This is a genomic window from Vagococcus sp. WN89Y (assembly GCF_052220145.1).
GTDB lineage: Bacteria > Pseudomonadota > Gammaproteobacteria > Enterobacterales > Enterobacteriaceae > Kosakonia.
This window is the reverse complement of record NZ_JBQPOM010000023.1, coordinates 1-20,162: the sequence shown is the minus strand read 5'-3', so window position 1 is coordinate 20,162 and position 20,162 is coordinate 1. Positions and strand designations below refer to the sequence as shown.

The window sequence follows — 20,162 nt, the reverse complement described above, 5'->3', positions numbered from 1 at the left end:
AAAAACAGGTGTAAATGTTGTTCGGATTATTCCGAATCTCATTCAAGGGCAGCATATACATCTGGTTGCAAAAAACAATAAGTGTTGCTTAATTATTTCTTAATTGCTGCTTGATATTACAGCGAAGAAATTACGTAACTTGCTAATAATGAGATAAATAATGATTAGATACTTTAAACAATGCGGCGTGGGGTTATTGATAGTATTGATGTTTTTAGCAGCAGGATGCGCTCACCAGGATGCCCGAACCCACGCCAGAGAGTTATCTAAACGTGCTGGTTTTGTTGAAAGTGACTTGCAAACACAATCTTTTCTGCTACGCACCTTAAGTAAAACTGGCACGTCGGCGAAAGTTTTGCGGGTGTATATAGAAGGCGATGGCTTTGCCTGGGTGACGCGCAGCCAGCCGTCGACGGACCCGACGCCGCATAACCCTGTGGGTTTGCTGCTTGCCGCAGCCGATCCCTCGGCCAATGTGCTCTACCTGGCGCGCCCTTGCCAGTATACCGGCCCGCCGCTGCCGACCGAATGCAGCGTAAAATGGTGGACGGATGAGCGTTTTTCGCTGCCGGTTATCGCGGCGATGGATGAAGCGTTGAGCCAGTTTACCCGCCGTATGCCGGGGGTGTCGCTGGAGCTGGTGGGATACAGCGGAGGTGCGACCCTTGCCGCCCAGCTTGCCGCGCGCCGCCATGACGTGGTGTCGCTACGAACCGTAGCCGGGAATCTTGATGTTGCGTTTGTGAATCAGCTGCATAACGTGAGCGCGATGCCGAAGGCGACCAGTGCTATTGATGTGGCTGCGCGGCTTGCGTCGCTGCCACAAATCCATTTCAGCGGTACGCAAGACCGCGTCGTGCCGGTGTCGGTTGCTAAACGTTATCAGCGAGTGGCCGGAACGCGCTGTACGCGTGTTGAGCAGGTGGCGGGGATGCAGCACGGCAGCGACTGGGCCGCACGCTGGCCTCAGCTACTGGCAAAAGTGCCGGGGTGTGATGAGTAACGACGCGGGCAGGCTGCCGCTCTTAGCGTGCGGCCTTTTGGGCTTTATGTTCCCTGATCAGATCGTCCAGCACCCGTTCAGCTATTTTTTCTACGGCTTCGCTGCGTGACGTACCGCTCAGATCCGCCAGGCGATCAATTTTCCTCAGCACCCTCATACGCAGTGATAAAGAGACCGGGGTCTTTTTATCTTTATCGAGAAATACCCTGCCGCCGGTTTCACTGGTTTTAAGTTCTGCGTTTAACGCAAGCGCTTCGTTCATCCGGCGCAATGTTTTTTTATCCAGCTGTCCTGGATTAACCAGCTGATAAGAATGACCTGCTTTGCTGTATTTTATTTGGGCAGAATAGGCGTCTCTGAGTTCTTTCAGCGCCCGTGTCAGGGTAGGTTCTGAGCAATCCAGACTATGTATTATATCGGCGGCGGGAACAGGCTTGCCGGTGCCCAGTAAGTTGGCAAGCATATATATTCGGGCCTGTCTGGTATTTAATTGCATCGTCAGTTACTGCCTGCAGTAGAAGTGAAGGGTTCAATAGCCTGAAAAATATACGTTGAGCGCATTTTTCGCATAACGATGTGTTTGCCGGGAACATCAACAAAACCCGCGTGCTCAGGGCCAGCAAAGTGTATGGACGTCTTTCGCCTGCGGTTGAATGTACAGGAAAGGATATATTCCTGCATAACGTATTCTCTTCGCTTAACGAGCCTGTGGGTAAATTCTGATTCCACCCCATTAGCAAAGGGTAGCGCACGGCGAACAATACAGGCCAGGCGAAACCGCCTTCTGTTAATATGCCGTGCATCTGTTTCGCATTGCGATCGGTGCATACCTGCCCTGCCGTTCAGTTTCGTTTTTCGGTACTCTACCGGGAAAAATCTCAATCGCAGGTAAATAAGCGCTATACCAGACAGTGAATTGCCTCAATTTAACGTTAAGCTTGGTTTTAACGTAAATTAATGCGTGTCAGCGCAAGAATATTCTTTGCATTACGAAATCTGCATTCCATTATGCCTGGTTTAATTATGCTGCGACATTGGCATCAGTCTGATACCTTCCGGGCCGTGCTCATTCTGCAGACCATAAATACGCGCGCGCTCCAGAATCCCCGCAGCCCAGCGACGATGGGTCGCCGGTTCACACATTGCGCCCTGAGATTTAAATACAGCCTGGGTGGAGTTGAGAATTCGCAGGGCATCCGAATGTTCGCCGGGGGTGACCATCAGCGCCCTTTCGATAATATCAATCTGGCCGGGGTGAATCGCAGTTTTGCCCACCAGGCCGTGGGCCATATCCAGCGCCAGCTCTTTCGCCATCACCGCGTGATCGTCAATATGCTCACAGACAGGCGCGGTCAGCGCGAAATTACGCGGGGCAAAGACGGAAACCAGCATTTTGATAACGTAACCCATCGGGCTGTCGTAGAGCGTCAGATGGCGCGGACGGCGCAATGACACCACATTCATCAAGTCGTTGCCGCCGATACGCAATGCAATGATTCGCTTATGGCAAGGGTGTTCAACCAGCGCGGTTGCCAGCTCACGCATTTGCACCACATCAAACACCTCTTCTGTTTCAAGCGTCGGCATCAGGCATAAATGCGTATCCCTCATGATTTCCCACCACACCGGCAGCGAGCTAAGGGTGAACTTGGGCAGCACGAAACCGTCGATTGCGCTCAGGTCAAAATGTTCAGTCAGCCATTTACCCATTTCCGTATGCCGGGGGCGAATGAACACCAGCGGCCAGTCGGCTTTCCCATTGATCTGCAATACCTGATTCAGTTCCCGCAACAGCTGCTCAAGATTGTGCAGAGCAGAAGGAAGATCGCTCTCGCTTACCGCATCTTCAAGGCAAATAACCAGCGAGCGCAGCCCTGGGATCTGGCCGTGCATAATCACCGCAGGGATGTCGCTGCGGGTTGCAGGCATATAGAGCGTGGCCCCCAGGTTCCATGGCGAGTGGCGTTTGTTCATCAATTTACCTTTTTTATGATTGTTGCAGCCCTGTACTGGCCCAGGATGTTGCCAAGCTCGGTGACCGCGATGCCTTTTTCTCTGGCAAGCCCCACCAGCAGCGCGACATCCGGGTCGTCAACCGAACGCACGAAAACATGTTCAGGCACGCGGCGTAACACTGCCCGGGTCGCTTCTGCAATGCCGGGTTTAATACGATTGATGCTGTCGACGGCATAGTTTTTCGCCAGATAAGCGATAACATCGCGGCTTTTTTGCCACAGGCCTGCATTGGCTTCGCTGTCCCACGCCAGCGCTTCGGGTACCGTGTGGGAAAGATTCTGGCGATAATGCGCAACGGTATCTACCAACTTTCGGCTGCACTCATATTCACGCAGGTGATCGCAGACCACACAGCCATGCAACCCTTGCGCAGACCATACGGAGCGAGAAATCAGCCCGGACACCGGCGCGCCCATAATCCCGAACGGGATCAGCCAGTCGTCATCGCTTGCCGCCAGCCATGAGCAACCGCAAGGGTCAGCCAGCACCACGAGGCGCGGCTGTTCCGGGTAGCCTTCACGACCTTTCAGCGCGCGCGCCAGCTCACCGGTGATGGCACCTTTCCCGGTCCAGCCATCGACAAACACGATGCCTTTCGTGCCGTGGTGGCTTTCAATCCACTCCAGCGCCGTGGTGTCGATTCCCCGGTCACGGATAATGCTGATGCCGTAATGGAAAGACGTTTTCCCCATCTCCCGCAGCGCCTGGTGCAACATGACGCCCAGCGGAACACCGGCTCTGACAAGGCTGGTTAAAATCACCGGCTCGTTGCCGAAATACTCTGCCAGCGCGCGCGCCAGTTGCATCACCTCTTTTGCAAGCCTTGCAGCACCTCTGTCCAGCGCGCGTGAAAAAAGATCGAGGTGCCACGGCGTCGGGGCGGGTTCCTGGCTTAGCATCTCCGAGTAGTGCTTTTCTCCGGACTGGATCAGCGCCTCTTTGCGATCCACGGGTGTCATTTCCATGACCACGGGTTTGAGTAAAAATTGCACATCTTCAGGTAAGTAGGAACCCGAAAAAGGGGTGAATTGCTGCATCCTATGCCTCTTTAAAAATATGCTGTAAAAGGGCCTGCGCAAACTGGCTCTGGCGCGGCATACCGAACCAGCTGCACAGTTTCATAAACCGATGATCGCTCAGGCTGTCGCCCAGGCCAATTACCGGGAAAACGCCGCGTTCAGCGCGCAGCTTATCGAGTAACCAACTGACGGCATGACCTTTTTCAACCGGCAGAGGCAGCCAGGCCACATTGTTGCCATTGCGGTGAATATAGAAGTCGTGTGTGGTGAAAAGGGTTTCTATTTCGTCGGCGATGGCATAAAGCTCAGCAAGACGCGTGCTGTCCCGGTGCTTCATCACCAGGTAAACCGGCTCGCCGTCGTACTCAAAATTCAGGCGCGCCCACGCGTTGATACCTCTGGCCGCCATCATGTCTGTGATGGCGCGCTGCATGGAAAACAGGCTCTCTTTATAAGGCGCAAGCTCCCGGAGCATATGCGCCTTCCACGCCTCATCCGGCGTACCCGCAGGCGTGAGAATGACCGCGCCGTGGGTGGTAATGGCCCATGAGCGAAAAGGGATCTGCACCCGGCTTATCTCTTCGGTGCCACGGGCCGTTACCGGGATAAGCTCGGCCTGCTCCAGCAGCCAGTCCACCAGCATTGACTGCTCTTCGGTCATAAAACTGCGCGGCGCCAGGCTTCTGTCCAGCGCGCCGGTGCGAAAAGGCTCAACGGCCAGTTCGTTCACCATTTTTCGCCGCGTCTGAAACAGCGTGTCATCTAAATCGCTCAGAACAACGGGTTTATTCATACGTCACAACCTCCACAACAGGCGCAACGTCTGCCAGTGCTTGCAGCAGATGACTATCCACGCTGTCTGCCGGGGTTTCTGTGCAAAGCAGGACCCGATCAAAGCGCTGGTGGGCCACGTTATAAACAAAGTTAGGAATGCCGAGGCCATAATTATCCGTAAAAGCAATGGCTGACTGGATGGCAAAACCTGTTGCGATAGGTGAGCGGGTCGTCGAGCTATAAAGAACGCTCGCGCCCTGAGCTTCGAGCCGCTCAGCGAGCAGGAACGGTTCCCAGACAAATTCGCCGGTGCCAAGAACCAGAATGCGCTCTGCGGGCGCGGCGGAAATATGGCGGCCTAAATCACCCGCTGGCGCGCTCATGCCAAGCCGCCCCCAGGATTGTTTGCCGGTGATCGGTACCGCGCCACGGGATGTTACATTCACCGACGGCATAACAGGTACGGGTGCGTCGGGCGCAGGTTCCCACTGCCAGTGACCGCTGACCAGCGAAATTGCGGTAACGGGAAGCGCGCAACGCCCGGGCAGCGCATCCGCGCTCCAGTCGGTAAGCGTCACGGCAAAAACCTGCTCCAACTGCTCAAGCTTCCCCGTGCTCTGTAGCGCCGACAGCAGATTGGCGAAGGTGTTTCCCGTGGTGGCTTCGTCATCGACAAGCACAAGCGTGCGAGCCTCGCGAACCCTGCGGCGCATCCCCGCTGAGTCAGGAAGATAGATCAGATGATCGGTAGCGTGGCTATGCTCTTCTTTAAATTCGCACAGCAATTCACCCTCGACGGGATGGCGCGTTGAGGTCAAATAGAGGGCGTCGGGGTGCTGCTGCCTGAGTTCATCAAACACACCGGCACCAAGACCTACCGCTGTTTCTGCCATACCAATACACAGAACCGGCCCGGCAAGCGTGGCAGGGAACTGGCTGGCAAGCTGGCGGTAGATTTGCCGCATGGCTGACGGAGGCACCGGAATATGCCTGCCCAGCACTTTACTGACAAAAAGGAAGGCGCGTTTGGGGTTACGCCTCTCTGCAATATCAAATAACTCATCCAGCGGATAAATGCCCTGGCGGCGGGTGACCTGAATTGTGCCGCAGGAAAGCGTACGACGATAAACAGTTCCTTCGTTTATTAACGACATGATTCGGCCTTAGTTCAGACGGTTGGTTAATGTGGCGGGGTAAGCAATCACGTCAGTGACCGGCCTGACCACGGCCGGGCTAAACGCGGCGGCTGCGCTGTCGATAACCTCGCGTCTGCTCAGCATGCCCAGCTGATAAAAAGCAAACAGCCCCGCCAGATTAACGCCGCTATGCCGGGTGTAACCAATGCCGCCGGACGGGCGCATGTTGATTTCCAGCAGAACCGGTTTACCGCTGCTGTCGTTGCGCGTCTGCACATTAACCAGGCCATCAGCGTTCATCGCCTTAGCGCAGGCGCAGGCCAGATCAAACGCCTCGCCCGCATTTTCCAGATACTGCACGCCTTCTTCTTTACGACGCCCGATTGCGGCGAGCACCTCTCCTTTATCGGCCAGGATATCCACTGAATATTCGGGGCCTGGCAGCCAGGGCATCAACACCAGCGGGGTGAACGCCTCTGCGCTGGCTGCGGCGGCAAGGTATTGTTTGGGGTGAACAATGCGCTTTTCCGGGTGCGTGAAAACCTCCATCAGCGAGGCGCTGCCATCAAAACGCCAGAAACCCATGCCATAAATACCCTTTATGGGTTTTACGCAAAGTGGGCTGTCGCTAAAGGGAGGATGGGCAACATACGCCTGCAATTCATCAGCGCTGTTAATGCGCCACGAAGACACAACGGGCAGCCCTTGCTGCTGCATAAACTGCGCGAAAGACGCTTTGTCATCCGCAAGCGTCAGCCAGTCTGCGCTTGTTGCGCCGGTAACCAGCGAGACGCCGAATGTTTCAATGATTGCCCGATGTGCCTCAAACCACAGGGTATTTCGCCCGGCGTGAATAACATTAATACCGTGTCGGGCAACCGTATTTTGAATAAACGAAAGGCGCGCATCAGCATCAACTGGTTCAATCAGTGAATAATCAGCGATAGATAATATTTCGTTGCGTTCATTTCGGTGAGAGGCATAAATCGCCACAGACTTTTTATGGAAATTAGCAAATGCGTTGATTCCCAGAATCAGGTCTTTCTGAGATGAAAAACTTTCCATAAGCCAAATTTTATTATTCATAAATTCGTTTAACCTGAGAAAAAAGTCTGCGGAGGGCAATAAAAGAGTCTAAGAATGAGAGGGTAACATGTCAATCATATTATGATTAATAAGAATTGTCATGTAAACAGGCGTAATTAAGAAGGTTTGTGTGTTTTATATTTTAAATATCAACATGATATATTTATTATAAAAATATTTTTCTGCCGTTTACGCTTCTTTACTCTTGCGGCTAACGAAATTTGTCTTGTCAGAGTACTTCATCATGATATGATTTTCTTTATCGGTCTATAAATATACGTCTGCTTTGTCCTGCTCATTACCATTTAAGGAAAAAAATATGGTGTCATTAAGTAAGAACCAGACGGTATCACTCAGCAAAGAATCATCGTCGCTTAATCAACTGCATTTTGGTCTCGGTTGGGACCCGGCTAAAAAGAAAGGTCTGTTTGGCAGTTTATTCGGTGGTAATGATTCGATTGATTTGGACGCCGGATGCGTATTAATGGATAGCGCCGGTAATGCGCTTGATACAATTTGGTTCCGGCAGCTGAAATCAAAATGTGGTGCTGTTATTCACACCGGCGATAATCTGACGGGCGAAGGTGACGGTGACGACGAAGTCATCAACGTCACGCTGAATAAATTACCGGACAATGTTGAGTACCTGGCTTTCACGGTCAATAGCTTCCGTGGCCAGACGTTCAACGATGTCGACAACGCATTCTGTCGCGTGGTGGATCAGTCCAACAAAGAGCTGGCGCGCTACCAATTGACCGAGCAGGGCTCGCATACAGGTATCGTTATCGCTTCACTGCGCCGTAACAAGGGTAACTGGGATTTTACGGCTCATGGTCATGCCTGCCGCGGTCGTACCATTGACGATATGCATGCTGACATTGTTGCAACGGTGGTGCGCTAATGGAACTTACGCCTGGGGGCAACGCTCCTGTTCCGTCACAGGAACTCAAAGTCCGTGTCGCATCCGGCGGCGCGGTAGACGCCAGCGCTTTTCGTTTATTTGCCGACGGGAAAGTGCAGGGCGATGCGGATATGGTGTTTTACGGCCAGCCGCGCAACGACGATGGCTCCATCAGCCTCGCCAGCGAAGGCCATAATTCCACCTTTACCGTTTCACTTCATCAGCTAAAAGCGGACGTGCAAAAAGTTGCGTTCACGGTCACATGCGACGGTGGGCAGACGGTGTCCGGCCTGCGCAATCTCTCCATTGAGGTTATGCAGGGGGCGACGAGCCTTATCCGCGGCAACGTTGATCTGGCAGGTCGGCAGGAAGCTGCGCTGATCCTCGGCGAGTTCTATCGTCGGAATAATGAGTGGAAGTTCCGCTTTGTCGCGCAGGGTTTTAACGGTGGCCTGAAGCCGCTGGCTGAACATTTTGGCGTGGATATTGCCGACGATGCCGCGCCGCCGGTTGTTACGCCGCCGCCTGCGCCAGCAGCAAATAAAGTGAATCTGAGTAAAGTTTCTCTGACCAAAGAGAAACCGGCTATCAGCCTGACCAAGCGCGATAACTTTGGCGAAATCCGCATCAACCTGAACTGGCATCGCGGCAGCGGTAAAACAGGGCTGGCGGGCATGTTTGGTTCCAAAGGTATCGATCTGGATTTAGGCGCTTTCGTTGAGCTTCAGGACGGTTACAAATCCGTTATTCAGGCGTTAGGTAACGCGTTTGGTTATTACCATGAAGAACCTTATGTTCAGCTTCAGGGCGATGACCGCACCGGAGATGTGTCCGATGGCGAGTGGCTGCATATCAATGGCCGCGAGTGGAAGCACATCCGTGAGGTGCTGATTTATGCCTTTATTTATGAAGGCGCGCCAAGCTGGGATAAGACAGATGGCGTCGTGGTTATCCACGTGCCGGATCAGCCGCCGATTGAAACCCGCCTGACGGAAGGGGATAACCGCCGCACGCTGTGCGCTATCGCCAGACTCGTTAACGAGAACGGTTCTATTAAGGTTGAGCGAATCAATCAGTTCTTTAAAGGTCAGTCCGAAATGGACAAGGCATTTGGCTGGGGCTTTCGCTGGAGCGCAGGTTCCAAATAATTCAGTTACCGGGAATTCAATAATGAGCATTTTTGACAAAGTAAAAGGCGCTTTCTCTTCCGGGCGCGAAGAGCTGACCCGCCAGGTTAGCCGCTTCAAAAATAAGAAATTCATGCAGGGAACCGTTGCGGTTTGCGCGCGCATTGCCGTGGCAAGCGACGGTGTCAGCGCGGAAGAAAAACAGAAAATGATGGGTTTTCTCCGTTCATCTGATGAATTGAAGGTTTTCGACACCAATGAGGTGATCGACTTCTTCAACAAACTGGTTTCAAGTTTTGATTTCGATATTGAAATCGGAAAAGGCGAGACCATGAAGTATATCCTGGCGCTCAAAGATCAGCCTGAAGCCGCGCAACTGGCACTGCGCGTCGGTATTGCCGTTGCCAAAAGCGACGGGGATTTCGATCAGGATGAGCAAAAGGCCGTACGTGAAATCGCTGTCGCGCTGGGTTTCGATCCGGCTGAATTTGGCCTCTAAGCTGCATCCTTTAAGGGTTATTTATGGTTTCCACACACATCGGTTTTCCGACTGAAACAGTTCTGGTGTTTGTTGCGCTGTCGGTCGGTGCCATTTTTATTGACTTGTTCATGCATCGCGACGACAAGCCAATCTCGTTGAAAAGCGCAGCACTGTGGTCCGTGTTCTGGGTCGTTGTTGCGATGGCGTTTGCCGGGTTCCTGTATATCCATCACGGGGCAGAGGTCGCCAGCTTGTTTGTCACCGGCTATGCGCTTGAAAAAGTGCTCTCGGTCGATAACTTGTTCGTCATGATGGCTATTTTCTCGTGGTTCGCCGTGCCGGATCGCTACCGCCACCGCGTGCTGTACTGGGGGATTATCGGCGCCATTGTTTTCAGGGGCATTTTTGTTGCCATCGGTACCGGGCTGCTTAGCCTTGGGCCGTACGTCGAAGTGGTTTTCGCCCTTATCGTTGCCTGGACAGCGGTGATGATGCTGAAAAGCGGTGATGACGATGATGAAATCGAAGACTATTCCCAGCATCTGGCTTACCGCCTGGTGAAACGCTTCTTCCCTATCTGGCCGAAGATGAAAGGGCACGCTTTCTTGCTTAACCAGAAAGAAGTCGACGCAGAACTGGCGAAACCTGAAAACAGCGATATCACCATCGGGCGCGGGAAAAAAGCCGCTCTGTATGCCACGCCGCTGATGCTGTGTGTGGCTGTCGTTGAGCTTTCGGACGTGATGTTTGCCTTCGACTCCGTTCCGGCAATCATTGCCGTGAGCCGCGAACCGCTCATCGTTTATAGCGCCATGATGTTTGCTATCCTCGGCCTGCGTACGCTCTATTTTGTCCTGGAAGCGCTAAAACAGTATCTGGTTCATCTGGAGAAAGCGGTTATCGTGCTGCTGTTCTTTATCGCCGCAAAACTGGGCCTGAACGCGACCGATCATATCTGGCACCACGGGTACAACATTTCTGCGACGACCAGTTTGTATGTGGTTCTGGGTGTTCTGGCACTGGGCATCCTTGCCAGCGTTATATTCCCGGGTAAACCTGAATCAGAAGAAAAGAAGAGCTAATCTCCTGATATCATGAACTAAGCCCATAACTAATTAAGAGGTTTTTGTATGAGTGTTTCTCTTTCCAAAGGCGGGAACGTATCCCTGAGTAAAGCAGCACCGACAATGAAGAACGTACTGGTTGGTCTTGGCTGGGATGCGCGTTCAACGGATGGTCAGGACTTTGACCTTGATGCGTCGGCATTCCTTCTGGCTGCCAACGGCAAAGTGCGTAACGATGCGGATTTCATTTTCTATAACAACCTGAAATCTTCCGATGGTTCGGTCACCCATACCGGCGATAACCGTACCGGTGAAGGCGACGGCGACGATGAGTCCCTGAAAATCAAGCTGGATTCTGTACCGGCTGATGTGGACAAAATCATCTTCGTGGTCACTATTCATGACGCTCAGGCGCGCCGCCAGAGCTTTGGTCAGGTCTCCGGCGCCTTTATTCGCCTGGTTAACGATGACAATCAGCAAGAAGTGGCGCGTTACGACTTAACCGAAGATGCTTCCACTGAAACCGCGATGCTGTTTGGTGAGCTGTATCGGCACAATGGCGAGTGGAAATTCCGTGCGGTCGGTCAGGGCTACGCAGGCGGCCTGGCATCTGTTTGTGCGCAGTATGGCATCAACGCGTCCTGATAAGTACATTACTGGACGATGAACGGGCTGTTTTTACAGCCCGAATTTTACTATCAGCAGGAGCTAAAAATGGCAGTTTCTCTCGTAAAAGGCGGTAACGTATCCCTGACTAAAGAAGCACCAACCATGAATGTTGCCATGGTGGGCCTGGGCTGGGACGCACGCGTGACCGACGGTCAGGCGTTCGACCTTGATGCTTCGGTGTTTATGGTCGGCGAAGACGGTAAAGTGCTGTCTGACTCCCATTTCATTTTCTTCAACAATAAAACAAGCCCGGATGGCGCCGTTGAGCACCAGGGTGATAACCGTACCGGTGAAGGCGATGGTGATGATGAGCAGGTGAAAATCGACCTGACCAAAGTCTCCCCGGACGTTAAAAAGCTGGTTTTCGCCGTCACTATTTATGATGCCGAGAGCCGCAAACAGAATTTTGGCATGGTCAGCAACAGCTTTATGCGCGTTTATAACAACGATTCTGGCGCAGAAATCGCGCGTTTCGACTTGTCTGAAGATGCCTCCACCGAGACGGCTATGGTGTTCGGTGAACTTTACCGCCACGGTAATGAGTGGAAATTTAAAGCGGTAGGCCAGGGTTTCTCCGGCGGTTTATCCGCACTGGCTTCTCAGCATGGCGTGAATGTCTGATATAAACGTGCGCTTCACCCCGGCAAGCCTGCCGGGGTTTTCAGGTAAGTACAGGCAAAGAAAAAGAATGATGAGTTTGCCTTTCCTCGCTATCGAAAACTGAAACAAGATGCCCTGCCGCCGTTACTTTATCTCTTTCAGCGCTGCTGCCCGAAAACGCTCAAGCGGCGGCTTTTTACGTACCCAGGCAGGGTGGAAGTGCCGCCAGTGAGCATCTTTCGCCGCCGCCAGCATCTCAGCATCGCCGCGGGTATCTCCCCAGACACGCAGATGGAACTGGCTAAGTGGGCCATAGACCGCCTCCAGACGATGGATCTTCTGGATACACCGGCAATTATGCCCATCGATGCGGCCGCTAAGCACACCCTCTTTGCTTTCCAGGTGGGTGCCGATAAGTTTGATACCGAGCTTGTCGGCAAAGGGTTGCAGCACAATCGCCGGGGAGGCCGAACAGAGCGTGACTTCTGCGCCAGAGGAAACTTCCGCCGCCACGGCCAGCAAGCCGGATGGCCGCATCAGGCGATCCCAATACTTTTTGCAGTAGGCTTCGGCCTTTTCGCGAACCCATTGTTCTTCCACGCCCGCAAGGAATGTGGTGATCAACACTTCTTTGAGTTCGTCGCGGGTAAGTTTGCGACGCATGCACTTGATGGTCGGCATCACCAGTTTGGTCATTTTTCTGGCAAAAATACGGTAACCAAACGCAAAGCGTAAAAAAGGGATAAAGCTGTCGTGCCGTGTCAGTGTTCCGTCAAAGTCAAAAACGGAAAGAACGTTATTTTTTGTCTCGCTTAAAGGGATCATAGACGGTCTAACGATGTTGATGAAGTAATGGAATATAATACCACTGTCACGCAGGTAAGTATAATGTGCAGAAAAAGCAGGCTGAACAAGAAGATAGCCTTGCTTAATAGAAAGCTGCGGCCCGTATTGCCGCAGCATAATAAAAGTTTTTTCAGCAAGTAAATTTGGATAATATAATTGAAGCATTAACCCCGCCGAAACCAAATCCATTAATTAATACATTATTAATGGCCGTACTCTTCGCTGTGTTAGCGATTATATTTAAACCATCGGCGGCAGCGTCAAGATTATTAATATTTATTGAGGGAGGGACAGTTGCGTTATTAATGGACTTTATTGAAAATATTGCTGCGGTGGCTCCCGCCGCACCAAGTAAGTGGCCCGTTGAAGATTTTGTTGAGGATATATAAGGGCGGTTTTTCTGGAAAACATTCCTGATAGCTGCAAGCTCTGCTTTGTCTCCAACCCATGTTGACGTCGAGTGCGCGTTTATATAATCAATATTTTCAGGGTGTAGTTTTGAGTCATTGATTGCTTTTTGCATGGCCAGAGAGGCACCCGATCCATCCTCCGGGCCAGCGGTGATATGCCAGGCATCAGAAGTCGTACCATAGCCTTTAACTTCGGCTAAAATTTTAGCACCCCGACAGAGCGCATGTTCTAAGTCTTCCAGAACCAGAATACCTGCCCCTTCACTCATCACAAAACCATTCCGGTCTGCATCAAAAGGGCGCGAAGCACATTCAGGTCTATCATTATAATTTGTCGCTAAAGCCCTGACTGCATGAAAACCACCTAATGAGACTGGGTTAATACAGGATTCTGACCCGCCAACAACGGCAATATCTGCACGCCCGCTTTTAATAATATGATATCCGTCGCCTATTGCTTGGATACTGGCTGCACATGCGGTCACGGGGGTTCCGATGATACCTTTATAACCATATTTAATCGAAATTTGCCCGGCCGCCAGATTAGCAATAAATGATGGTATCGTATAAGGAGATAACTTGCGGCTTCCTTTTAATGACACTGTATTCACTGCATTTGTAATGGAATGAAAACCACCAATACCAGTGGCCACAATTGTTGCAACATCTGTTTTTTCTTTTTCATTAAGTAAATACAATCCGGCTTCTGTTATCGCTTCTTCCGCGGCAACCAGCGCCAGTTGAATAAATCTATCCGCTTTCCTTTGTTCCTGAACAGAAATAAATTTGTTCATTGCCAGGCCGCCAGGAGCATCTTCTTCACAAGAGGGAATCGTTCCTCCAATATGGACAGGCGTATCACCGTAAAAATTAGCAGGTAATTTTTTGACACCGGAAAGGCCACGGATAAGCCTCTGCCATGAGATCTCAACGTTACTGGCTAAAGGAGAAACTAAACCCATTCCCGTTACGACTACGCGCCTTTTATAAAACTTCTCCATCTATTGCTCCCGTTTATATGCTTCCGTAAGAACTGGCTACTATGTGAAAATCGATATCAGGCTAATGCATTTCAGTGTACACGTGTAAGCTGAAAATAAAAATACACCGAGTGCTTTTTTAGAGGATGGGTATTACATTCATAGAATTTATATAAATAATGATTTGTTATCTATAATGCCTTTTGTGGTTTTAATTTATTCTTTATTTTGTTAGGTGTACCTTTAATATAAATATGTTATCGATGGGGATATCAATGCATACACTTCCAGCTTTGCTTTTTATTGATTTATATTTCAATACTGGAATTAACCTCACATAAACGAACCTGATTTATGAAAACAATGTACATCATTCTTCTCTTGTACGAATTGCCGGGTAAATGCTGTCATAAGACGCGATCGTTTCTGCGATTGTGACCTTCTTGCGGAAAATAGTACCAGCTAAACTGGCGTCTCCGTTTTTTTCACCTTATCCGCAGACCAGTCCGTCATAAAAAGACCCGTTATAATACTGCTGTCAGAACCGGAATCACGCCAGGGAAATGGGTTTTTCTGGTAAGCGGTTTAATTATGAAAGCTTTGCGACTTATCATTAAATTATATAATTCACTGATTTCTTGTGTTCTATGATTAATTCAAAGACAATCGACTTATTAGTAAAGTGGGGTTATTGCCGGGAGTTTTCTTCATTCAGAATAAAGTCTGCTGATGAATCCTATTGCATTTACAGGGAAAGCTTCCTTGCCCCGCTATACGCTGGATATTAATAATAATATCAACTTGGAAAGGTTTTATTGTCCAAAAATAGAATTTACAGAAAAACAGGATGCCGATAATTTAGAAACTGTGATAAAGAAAATAAGGGTGGGAACCAAATAATGACTCTACGTTCTATAATGTAAGGCTGATATTGATCTCCGCCTCATCATATGCCTTTGAAAAATGCCCCGCAGACTCAACAAAGTGCGTTACCACAACTCTGGGTAAACTAGAATATATTTGGGGAAAAAGGTAAAGGATAAGCAAAATAATATAAGTAAGTTGATCGTTTATTATAATTTAAATACCCAGCAATATATAATAACCGTTCCTAAATATGGAGGCTTGTATCGTTCAACTGCATATAGAGTATTTTGTTTTTCGGGTAAAGAAGTTGTGATTTCAAATGAATTTTACCCACCTGCGGATTATGATGCACAGCTAAGGTGGGTGTTCTGGGGACAAAAAACTCTGTTATTACCTTTGATGACGGCTCTCGTTTCAAATATGAAAAAGGCCATGTGAGTATGATGAATACTGTTTCTGATATCGGGAGCGGTGAATAAATTATTACAGGTATGTGTGATCTCCTCTCAAAAGTGCGTGGAACTAAAACGGGTGTGCTTACACACCAGAGGACGAATGATCTAAGTTTCTACTCATCACCGGATGACAGTATCTGCAAGAAATATCTTATTCAGGCGTCTGGTTTTCAGCCAGACCCTATGAGAAACTTAAATATTCTGAACCCGTGACAGGATGCACTTTATGTCAGAACCCGCTCAGCCCTGCCTGTTTACCGAAGGGCAGGTGACCCTTCCTGAAAGCTACCAGGACCGCACGGTCAATGTGTTCACTCCGCCCGGCGCGGATGCTCCGGCGTTCAATATTTCCCGCGACACGCTGAACTCCGGCGAAACCCTGGCCGCCTACACTGACCGCCAGATGGCGCTGATGGAAAAACACCTGAAGGGCTGGAAAACGGGCGAACGTGGTGAATCAGTGCTCGGGGATAACCTGGCAAACGGTGAAATCATTCACGCCAGCTACCTGCGCGACGGTAAACGCACCTTTCAGCAGCAGGCGGTGTTTAACCCGTCCGCTGACCGGATTCTGGTGTTCACGATGTCCGCGACCCGGGCATTAGGGGATGCCGACAGCGCGCTGCTGCGTTCACTTCTTCAGAGTTTCCGTTTCCACGCCTGACAATAAGGATAGTGTGATGTTTGAAGCTGCCCGCCTCGGGGACGATATCGGCCACTCCGGCGCGCTGGCCGGGATGATTGCCGGAACGATTGTCGGCGGCCTGATTGCCGCTGTCGGCGGTATCGCCGCCGGTGCCTTGATGCTTGCGGGCATCGGGGCGTCGTGTCTGGGCGTCGGCGTGCTGCTTATCGGGGCGAGCCTGGCGGTCGGCTTTCTCGCCGGGGAGGTGGCGACCGGCGTGCGCGACGGCATCGCCGAAGGCGCGGCGGCAACCCAACAGACAGCGTGCTCGGTCGCGGCTGGAATCTCTTCTGGGAAACCCGCCTTGAGCGTTACCAGGACGGCCTGGTCTGGCGCGCACCGACCGGGGACTACATCTCCTTTCCGCTGGTGCCGAAAGGTATGCGTACATACTGCGAGGCGGAAAAGCGCTGGCTGGAGCACCACAGCGATGATTCCTGGTCGGTGTATGACATCAGCGGCGAGCGCCTGCACTACTCTGCGCTTGATGGCGACAACCCTTCCTTATTACAGCGCCTCTCTGAACCCTGCGGCAGCGATATCCTGTTTGAATGGAACGACGACCACACCCTGCACGCGCTGACCGACAGCGCCGGGCAGCGCGTGGTCTGCCGCTATGACGGCGACCGCCTGACGGGCGCCTGGCTGGATGACGAAATCTGCCTCGTCAGTTACGCTTACGATGCACAGCGTCAGCTGGTGGCGGTGACAGGCCGGGGCGGTAGCGTGCGCCGCCGTTTCCGCTGGCAGGAGGACGGCCTGATGCGCGCCCACGAGGACGCGAACGGCCTGCTGAGTGAGTACCGCTGGCAGGAAATTGCCGGGCTGCCGCGCGTCACGGCTTTCCGCCACAGCGGCGGCGAGCAGCTCACTTTTGAGTACGATTTTGACAACGGTACGCGCCGCGCCATCCGCGATGACGGGGCGCAGGCGCACTGGCTGATTGACGACGATGACAACGTCGCCGCCTTCACGGATTTCGACGGCCGGAAAACCGCCTTTGTGTACCGCAACGGCGAGCTGTGCGATGTCATCCTGCCGGGCGGCGCCCTGCGCCAGTCCTCATGGGATAAATACGGGCGCATGACGCAGGAGACGGACCCGGCCGGGCGGAGCACGCAGTACCACTGGTTCCGCCTCACCGACCGCCTTACCCGCACGGATTATCCTGATGGGACGTCAGAGCAGAGCCTGTATGACCTGAAGGGACGCCTGCTGTCCGAAACCGACGCCGCAGGCAACACCACCACGTACCACTACCCGGATGATGAAGAACCGCTGCCGGACAGCATCACCGATGCCACCGGCGGCGTGGTGCGGCTGGTGTGGAACCGCCAGGGCCTGCTTATACAGAGGACCGACTGCTCCGGCAGCGTCACCCGTTTCACCTATGACCGCTTCGGCCAGTTGCTGTCCAGTGAAGACGCCGAAGGGAATGTCACCCGCCGCGAGTGGAATAACGCAGGGCAGCTCACCACCGTGATTCACCCGGACGGCAGCCGCGAGACGCTGCAGTGGAACGACCGCGGCCAGCTTGCGGCCTGGCGCGACCCGCTGGAGAGCGAGGTGCGCTGGAATTACAACACGCTCGGCCTGCCGGTGAGCCTCACCGACCGCATCGGGCGCACCCGCCGCTGGCATTATGACCCGCGCGGTAACCTGCTGCGACTCGAAAACGGCAACGGCGGGGAGTACCGCTTCACGTATGATGAAACCGGCCACCCGCTCAGCGAAACGCGCCCGGACGACACCTCCCGGCAGATGGAGTGGGATGTACGTGGCTTCCTGAGCGTGCTGCAGGAGAACGGCCGGCCTGCCGCAGACGGCGGTATTGCCCGGCGTATACAACAGTTCACTCATGACGACAGCGGCCTGCTGACCGGGCGCAGCACCCGGCATGCGGCGTACCGCTATGACCATGACCGCAGCGGCCGGGTTACGCGGATAATGCGAACCCCGACCGCTGACGGTATAGCATTGGGTCTTGAAACGGATGAAGTTACCTTCACCCGTGATACCGCAGGCCGCCTGGTGAGCGAGTCCGGGGTTAACGGCGAACTCAGCTATGCATGGGACGCACTCGGTAACCTGACGAATCTCACGCTTCCCGGCGGGCAGCAGATGGCCTGGCTGCATTACGGCTCCGGCCACGTCAGCGCCATCCGCTTCGGTCAGCAACTGGTCACCGAGTTCACCCGCGACCGCCTGCACCGGGAAATCCGCCGCACCCAGGGCGCACGTGAACAGGCACGGACTTACGACAGCCTCGGCAGGCGCACCGGGCAGCGCAGCGCACTCCTCACGGACGTCGCCCTGCCGGAGCAGATGCTGCTGGAGCGCCTGTACCGCTACACCGGGCGCGGCGAACTGGCGGGTGTCAGCGACACCCTGCGCGGGGAAATCAGTTACGGCTACGACGCGGAAGGCCGCCTGCTGAAGCACTATGAGGCCCGCCAGGGCAACAGCAGCGCGCACTTCAGTTATGACGCCGCCGATAACCTGGCCGCGAACGATGAGCCGGTCACCGACAACCGCCTGCAGCACTGGCAGAACCTGTTCATGCAGTACGACGCGTGGGGCAATTTAACCCGCCGCCGCAGCGGGCTGTATGAGCAGCATTACACCTATGATGCGGAGAACCGCCTGCTCTCTGCCCGCGGAACCGGGCCGCAGGGCCGCTTTGAGGCACGTTATTATTATGATGCGCTGGGCAGGCGTATCCGCAAGACCGTCACCACTGCCCACGGCACCACGGAAACCCGCTTCCTCTGGCAGGGCTACCGCCTGCTGCAGGAGCAGCACGACGGCGGACAGTACAGCACGTATATTTACGACCCGAATGAGGCCTGGAGCCCGCTGGCGCGGGTTGACCATCTGCAGGACGACACGGCCGGAGAGATTTACTGGTTCAGCACTGACCTTAACGGCGCGCCGCTGGAAGTCTCCGACGAAAACGGCAGCCTCCGCTGGAGCGGGCAGTACGGCAGCTTCGGCGAGGTGCGCCACCAGACTGACGGCTTCACGCGCGTGGCACTGAACACGGCACTGCCGCACCAGCCGCTGCGCTACGCCGGTCAGTACGCTGACGCCGAAACCGGGCTGCATTACAACCTGTTCCGCTACTACGACCCGCAGACCGGACGGTTTATTGTCCAGGATCCAATTGGGTTAAACGGCGGCTGGAACCTGTACCAGTATGCACCGAATCCACTCGGGTGGATTGATCCGTGGGGGCTGGCGAAATGTAGCTCGGGAGAAAAAACTGGGCCACAACTACCCGGAAGGATTGCAGAAACCTTCGATAAAGGAATTTATAAAAATAGACAACTTAAAAGTAATGAGGTTTTTTATAAATATCATGGGGTTGACAATAGAACTGGAAGGAAAATTTCATGGTTAACTAATGAAAAATATAGTTCTGAACAATTATTGCGCGAAAAATTAGCAATTCGCCATGATTGGGGGGTGGCTATAACTAAAATGTCGGAATTTAACGTTCCCAAAGGAACGTGGGTAAGTGAAGGACTCGCTGCTGCTCAAGGGGTGGGGTATCCAGGCTTAGGATACCAGGCTGTAGTATCTAACTTACCTAGATCCTGGATAATAAAAACGATGGGGGTACCATGGTAAACAATTTTAAAAGCTTGCTGTTAGCTCTTGAAAGCATCGTTTCTGAGTTAAAGAGAAGCGGTAACAATGAATCAGCATCATTTTTTTTGCTTCGCTATGATGAATTAAAAAGACATAGTGACAAGATTCCGCAAAAAATAATAGAAGAATTAACAACATGTAGAGCAATGTCTCAATATGCTAATTTTACCCTAAAAGAAGAAGAGCTATTAGATATTGTGGTCGATAATGCAATAGCAATAAAAAATACTATTCCATAGTATATGTTGAATCGCCACATGATCTCTGATCCTACCCGCGTAGTGTGGACACGGCCCTAAGCGAGGTTCTGGTTTTCAAATTGCTCCGGGCTGAGTCCGCCACAGGCGCTGTGGCGACGCCACCGATTGTAATCACACTCGATATAATTGAAC

The 20,162-nt window shown here is 52.5% G+C and carries 21 protein-coding genes and 1 pseudogene; 13 read left to right on the top strand and 9 right to left on the bottom strand.

The window, feature by feature from the left end; translation table 11 throughout:
* The first annotated feature begins 160 nt into the window (after positions 1-160).
* Positions 161-1,003 carry an alpha/beta fold hydrolase gene (locus ACTU3N_RS08230; protein WP_443085643.1) on the top strand — a complete coding sequence of 281 codons (843 nt, stop codon included), beginning with the start codon at positions 161-163 and terminating at the stop codon, positions 1,001-1,003.
* A gap of 22 nt (positions 1,004-1,025) precedes the next feature.
* On the opposite strand, the gene ACTU3N_RS08225 is transcribed toward ACTU3N_RS08230, so the two are convergent.
* From ACTU3N_RS08225 to ACTU3N_RS08200, 6 genes are all read right to left on the bottom strand, one after another.
* The gene (locus ACTU3N_RS08225) at positions 1,026-1,466 is read right to left on the bottom strand and encodes a hypothetical protein (protein WP_443085642.1); all 441 of its coding nucleotides are present in this window, start codon (positions 1,464-1,466) and stop codon (positions 1,026-1,028) included.
* Positions 1,467-2,020: 554 nt separating this feature from the next.
* A complete protein-coding gene (locus tag ACTU3N_RS08220; RefSeq protein WP_443085641.1) occupies positions 2,021-2,977 on the bottom strand; it encodes an HpcH/HpaI aldolase/citrate lyase family protein in 957 nt (318 codons plus the stop codon).
* Positions 2,977-4,056 carry a cysteine protease StiP family protein gene (locus ACTU3N_RS08215; RefSeq protein ID WP_443085640.1) on the bottom strand — a complete coding sequence of 360 codons (1,080 nt, stop codon included), beginning with the start codon at positions 4,054-4,056 and terminating at the stop codon, positions 2,977-2,979. Before ACTU3N_RS08215 ends, ACTU3N_RS08220 begins: the two co-directional genes overlap by 1 nt.
* A gap of 1 nt (position 4,057) precedes the next feature.
* Positions 4,058-4,831 (bottom strand): hypothetical protein, encoded by a 774-nt coding sequence (locus ACTU3N_RS08210; RefSeq protein WP_443085639.1) that lies wholly within the window; start codon positions 4,829-4,831, stop codon positions 4,058-4,060.
* Positions 4,824-5,966, bottom strand: a complete 1,143-nt coding sequence (locus tag ACTU3N_RS08205; protein ID WP_443085638.1) for a phosphoribosyltransferase domain-containing protein — start codon at positions 5,964-5,966, stop codon at positions 4,824-4,826. The genes ACTU3N_RS08210 and ACTU3N_RS08205 overlap by 8 nt, the downstream gene beginning before the upstream one ends.
* Before the next feature lie 9 nt (positions 5,967-5,975).
* Positions 5,976-7,034: an ATP-grasp domain-containing protein gene (locus tag ACTU3N_RS08200; RefSeq protein WP_443085637.1), complete on the bottom strand. Its 1,059-nt coding sequence runs from the start codon at positions 7,032-7,034 to the stop codon at positions 5,976-5,978.
* Between the two features lie 319 nt (positions 7,035-7,353).
* Between ACTU3N_RS08200 and ACTU3N_RS08195 the strand changes: the two genes are divergently transcribed.
* From ACTU3N_RS08195 to ACTU3N_RS08170, 6 genes are all read left to right on the top strand, one after another.
* Positions 7,354-7,935 (top strand): TerD family protein, encoded by a 582-nt coding sequence (locus tag ACTU3N_RS08195; protein ID WP_443085636.1) that lies wholly within the window; start codon positions 7,354-7,356, stop codon positions 7,933-7,935.
* The gene (locus ACTU3N_RS08190; RefSeq protein ID WP_443085635.1) at positions 7,935-9,083 is read left to right on the top strand and encodes a TerD family protein; all 1,149 of its coding nucleotides are present in this window, start codon (positions 7,935-7,937) and stop codon (positions 9,081-9,083) included. Before ACTU3N_RS08195 ends, ACTU3N_RS08190 begins: the two co-directional genes overlap by 1 nt.
* Positions 9,084-9,105: 22 nt before the next feature.
* Positions 9,106-9,561: a tellurite resistance TerB family protein gene (locus ACTU3N_RS08185; RefSeq protein ID WP_443085634.1), complete on the top strand. Its 456-nt coding sequence runs from the start codon at positions 9,106-9,108 to the stop codon at positions 9,559-9,561.
* Positions 9,562-9,584: 23 nt separating this feature from the next.
* Positions 9,585-10,625: a tellurium resistance membrane protein TerC gene (gene terC / locus ACTU3N_RS08180; RefSeq protein WP_443085633.1), complete on the top strand. Its 1,041-nt coding sequence runs from the start codon at positions 9,585-9,587 to the stop codon at positions 10,623-10,625.
* Between the two features lie 48 nt (positions 10,626-10,673).
* Positions 10,674-11,252 (top strand): tellurium resistance membrane protein TerD, encoded by a 579-nt coding sequence (gene terD, locus ACTU3N_RS08175; protein WP_443085632.1) that lies wholly within the window; start codon positions 10,674-10,676, stop codon positions 11,250-11,252.
* A 69-nt stretch (positions 11,253-11,321) separates the two neighbouring features.
* Positions 11,322-11,897 (top strand): TerD family protein, encoded by a 576-nt coding sequence (locus tag ACTU3N_RS08170; RefSeq protein ID WP_443085631.1) that lies wholly within the window; start codon positions 11,322-11,324, stop codon positions 11,895-11,897.
* A 123-nt stretch (positions 11,898-12,020) separates the two neighbouring features.
* Here the strand turns inward: ACTU3N_RS08170 and ACTU3N_RS08165 are convergent, their stop codons facing one another.
* Positions 12,021-12,701 (bottom strand): HAD-IB family hydrolase, encoded by a 681-nt coding sequence (locus tag ACTU3N_RS08165; RefSeq protein WP_443085630.1) that lies wholly within the window; start codon positions 12,699-12,701, stop codon positions 12,021-12,023.
* A 151-nt stretch (positions 12,702-12,852) separates the two neighbouring features.
* Complete coding sequence (fabF, locus tag ACTU3N_RS08160) at positions 12,853-14,133, bottom strand: beta-ketoacyl-ACP synthase II (protein WP_443085629.1); 1,281 nt, start codon at positions 14,131-14,133, stop codon at positions 12,853-12,855.
* A 708-nt stretch (positions 14,134-14,841) separates the two neighbouring features.
* Here fabF and ACTU3N_RS08155 point away from each other — a divergent pair.
* From ACTU3N_RS08155 to ACTU3N_RS08130, 6 genes and pseudogenes are all read left to right on the top strand, one after another.
* The gene (locus ACTU3N_RS08155) at positions 14,842-15,012 is read left to right on the top strand and encodes a hypothetical protein (RefSeq protein WP_443085628.1); all 171 of its coding nucleotides are present in this window, start codon (positions 14,842-14,844) and stop codon (positions 15,010-15,012) included.
* Positions 15,013-15,132: 120 nt separating this feature from the next.
* Positions 15,133-15,417, top strand: a complete 285-nt coding sequence (locus ACTU3N_RS08150; RefSeq protein WP_443085627.1) for a hypothetical protein — start codon at positions 15,133-15,135, stop codon at positions 15,415-15,417.
* A 243-nt stretch (positions 15,418-15,660) separates the two neighbouring features.
* Entirely contained in the window at positions 15,661-16,098 is a 438-nt protein-coding gene (locus ACTU3N_RS08145; protein ID WP_443085626.1) for a DcrB-related protein, read from the top strand.
* Positions 16,043-16,213: pseudogene (locus ACTU3N_RS08140) on the top strand (hypothetical protein); the annotation flags it as partial. The gene ACTU3N_RS08145 and the pseudogene ACTU3N_RS08140, both read left to right, overlap by 56 nt.
* A 47-nt stretch (positions 16,214-16,260) precedes the next feature.
* The gene (locus ACTU3N_RS08135) at positions 16,261-19,749 is read left to right on the top strand and encodes an RHS repeat-associated core domain-containing protein (protein ID WP_443085625.1); all 3,489 of its coding nucleotides are present in this window, start codon (positions 16,261-16,263) and stop codon (positions 19,747-19,749) included.
* Entirely contained in the window at positions 19,743-20,009 is a 267-nt protein-coding gene (locus ACTU3N_RS08130; RefSeq protein ID WP_443085624.1) for a hypothetical protein, read from the top strand. Before ACTU3N_RS08135 ends, ACTU3N_RS08130 begins: the two co-directional genes overlap by 7 nt.
* Positions 20,010-20,065: 56 nt before the next feature.
* Here the strand turns inward: ACTU3N_RS08130 and ACTU3N_RS08125 are convergent.
* A partial coding sequence (locus tag ACTU3N_RS08125; protein WP_071890408.1) for an IS3 family transposase occupies positions 20,066-20,162 on the bottom strand: 97 nt, incomplete at its 5' end.

Excerpts from the sequence above, each read along its gene's own strand:
- ACTU3N_RS08230 (WP_443085643.1), top strand. The coding sequence starts at position 161 with ATGATTAGATACTTTAAACAATGCGGCGTGGGGTTATTGATAGTATTG.
- ACTU3N_RS08220 (WP_443085641.1), bottom strand. The coding sequence starts at position 2,977 with ATGAACAAACGCCACTCGCCATGGAACCTGGGGGCCACGCTCTATATG.
- ACTU3N_RS08195 (WP_443085636.1), top strand. The coding sequence starts at position 7,354 with ATGGTGTCATTAAGTAAGAACCAGACGGTATCACTCAGCAAAGAATCA.
- ACTU3N_RS08185 (WP_443085634.1), top strand. The coding sequence starts at position 9,106 with ATGAGCATTTTTGACAAAGTAAAAGGCGCTTTCTCTTCCGGGCGCGAA.
- terD (WP_443085632.1), top strand. The coding sequence starts at position 10,674 with ATGAGTGTTTCTCTTTCCAAAGGCGGGAACGTATCCCTGAGTAAAGCA.
- terC (WP_443085633.1), top strand. The coding sequence starts at position 9,585 with ATGGTTTCCACACACATCGGTTTTCCGACTGAAACAGTTCTGGTGTTT.
- ACTU3N_RS08210 (WP_443085639.1), bottom strand. The coding sequence starts at position 4,831 with ATGAATAAACCCGTTGTTCTGAGCGATTTAGATGACACGCTGTTTCAG.
- ACTU3N_RS08225 (WP_443085642.1), bottom strand. The coding sequence starts at position 1,466 with ATGCTTGCCAACTTACTGGGCACCGGCAAGCCTGTTCCCGCCGCCGAT.
- ACTU3N_RS08215 (WP_443085640.1), bottom strand. The coding sequence starts at position 4,056 with ATGCAGCAATTCACCCCTTTTTCGGGTTCCTACTTACCTGAAGATGTG.
- ACTU3N_RS08200 (WP_443085637.1), bottom strand. The coding sequence starts at position 7,034 with ATGAATAATAAAATTTGGCTTATGGAAAGTTTTTCATCTCAGAAAGAC.
- ACTU3N_RS08145 (WP_443085626.1), top strand. The coding sequence starts at position 15,661 with ATGTCAGAACCCGCTCAGCCCTGCCTGTTTACCGAAGGGCAGGTGACC.
- ACTU3N_RS08155 (WP_443085628.1), top strand. The coding sequence starts at position 14,842 with ATGAATCCTATTGCATTTACAGGGAAAGCTTCCTTGCCCCGCTATACG.
- ACTU3N_RS08165 (WP_443085630.1), bottom strand. The coding sequence starts at position 12,701 with ATGATCCCTTTAAGCGAGACAAAAAATAACGTTCTTTCCGTTTTTGAC.
- ACTU3N_RS08130 (WP_443085624.1), top strand. The coding sequence starts at position 19,743 with ATGGTAAACAATTTTAAAAGCTTGCTGTTAGCTCTTGAAAGCATCGTT.
- ACTU3N_RS08205 (WP_443085638.1), bottom strand. The coding sequence starts at position 5,966 with ATGTCGTTAATAAACGAAGGAACTGTTTATCGTCGTACGCTTTCCTGC.
- ACTU3N_RS08190 (WP_443085635.1), top strand. The coding sequence starts at position 7,935 with ATGGAACTTACGCCTGGGGGCAACGCTCCTGTTCCGTCACAGGAACTC.
- fabF (WP_443085629.1), bottom strand. The coding sequence starts at position 14,133 with ATGGAGAAGTTTTATAAAAGGCGCGTAGTCGTAACGGGAATGGGTTTA.
- ACTU3N_RS08170 (WP_443085631.1), top strand. The coding sequence starts at position 11,322 with ATGGCAGTTTCTCTCGTAAAAGGCGGTAACGTATCCCTGACTAAAGAA.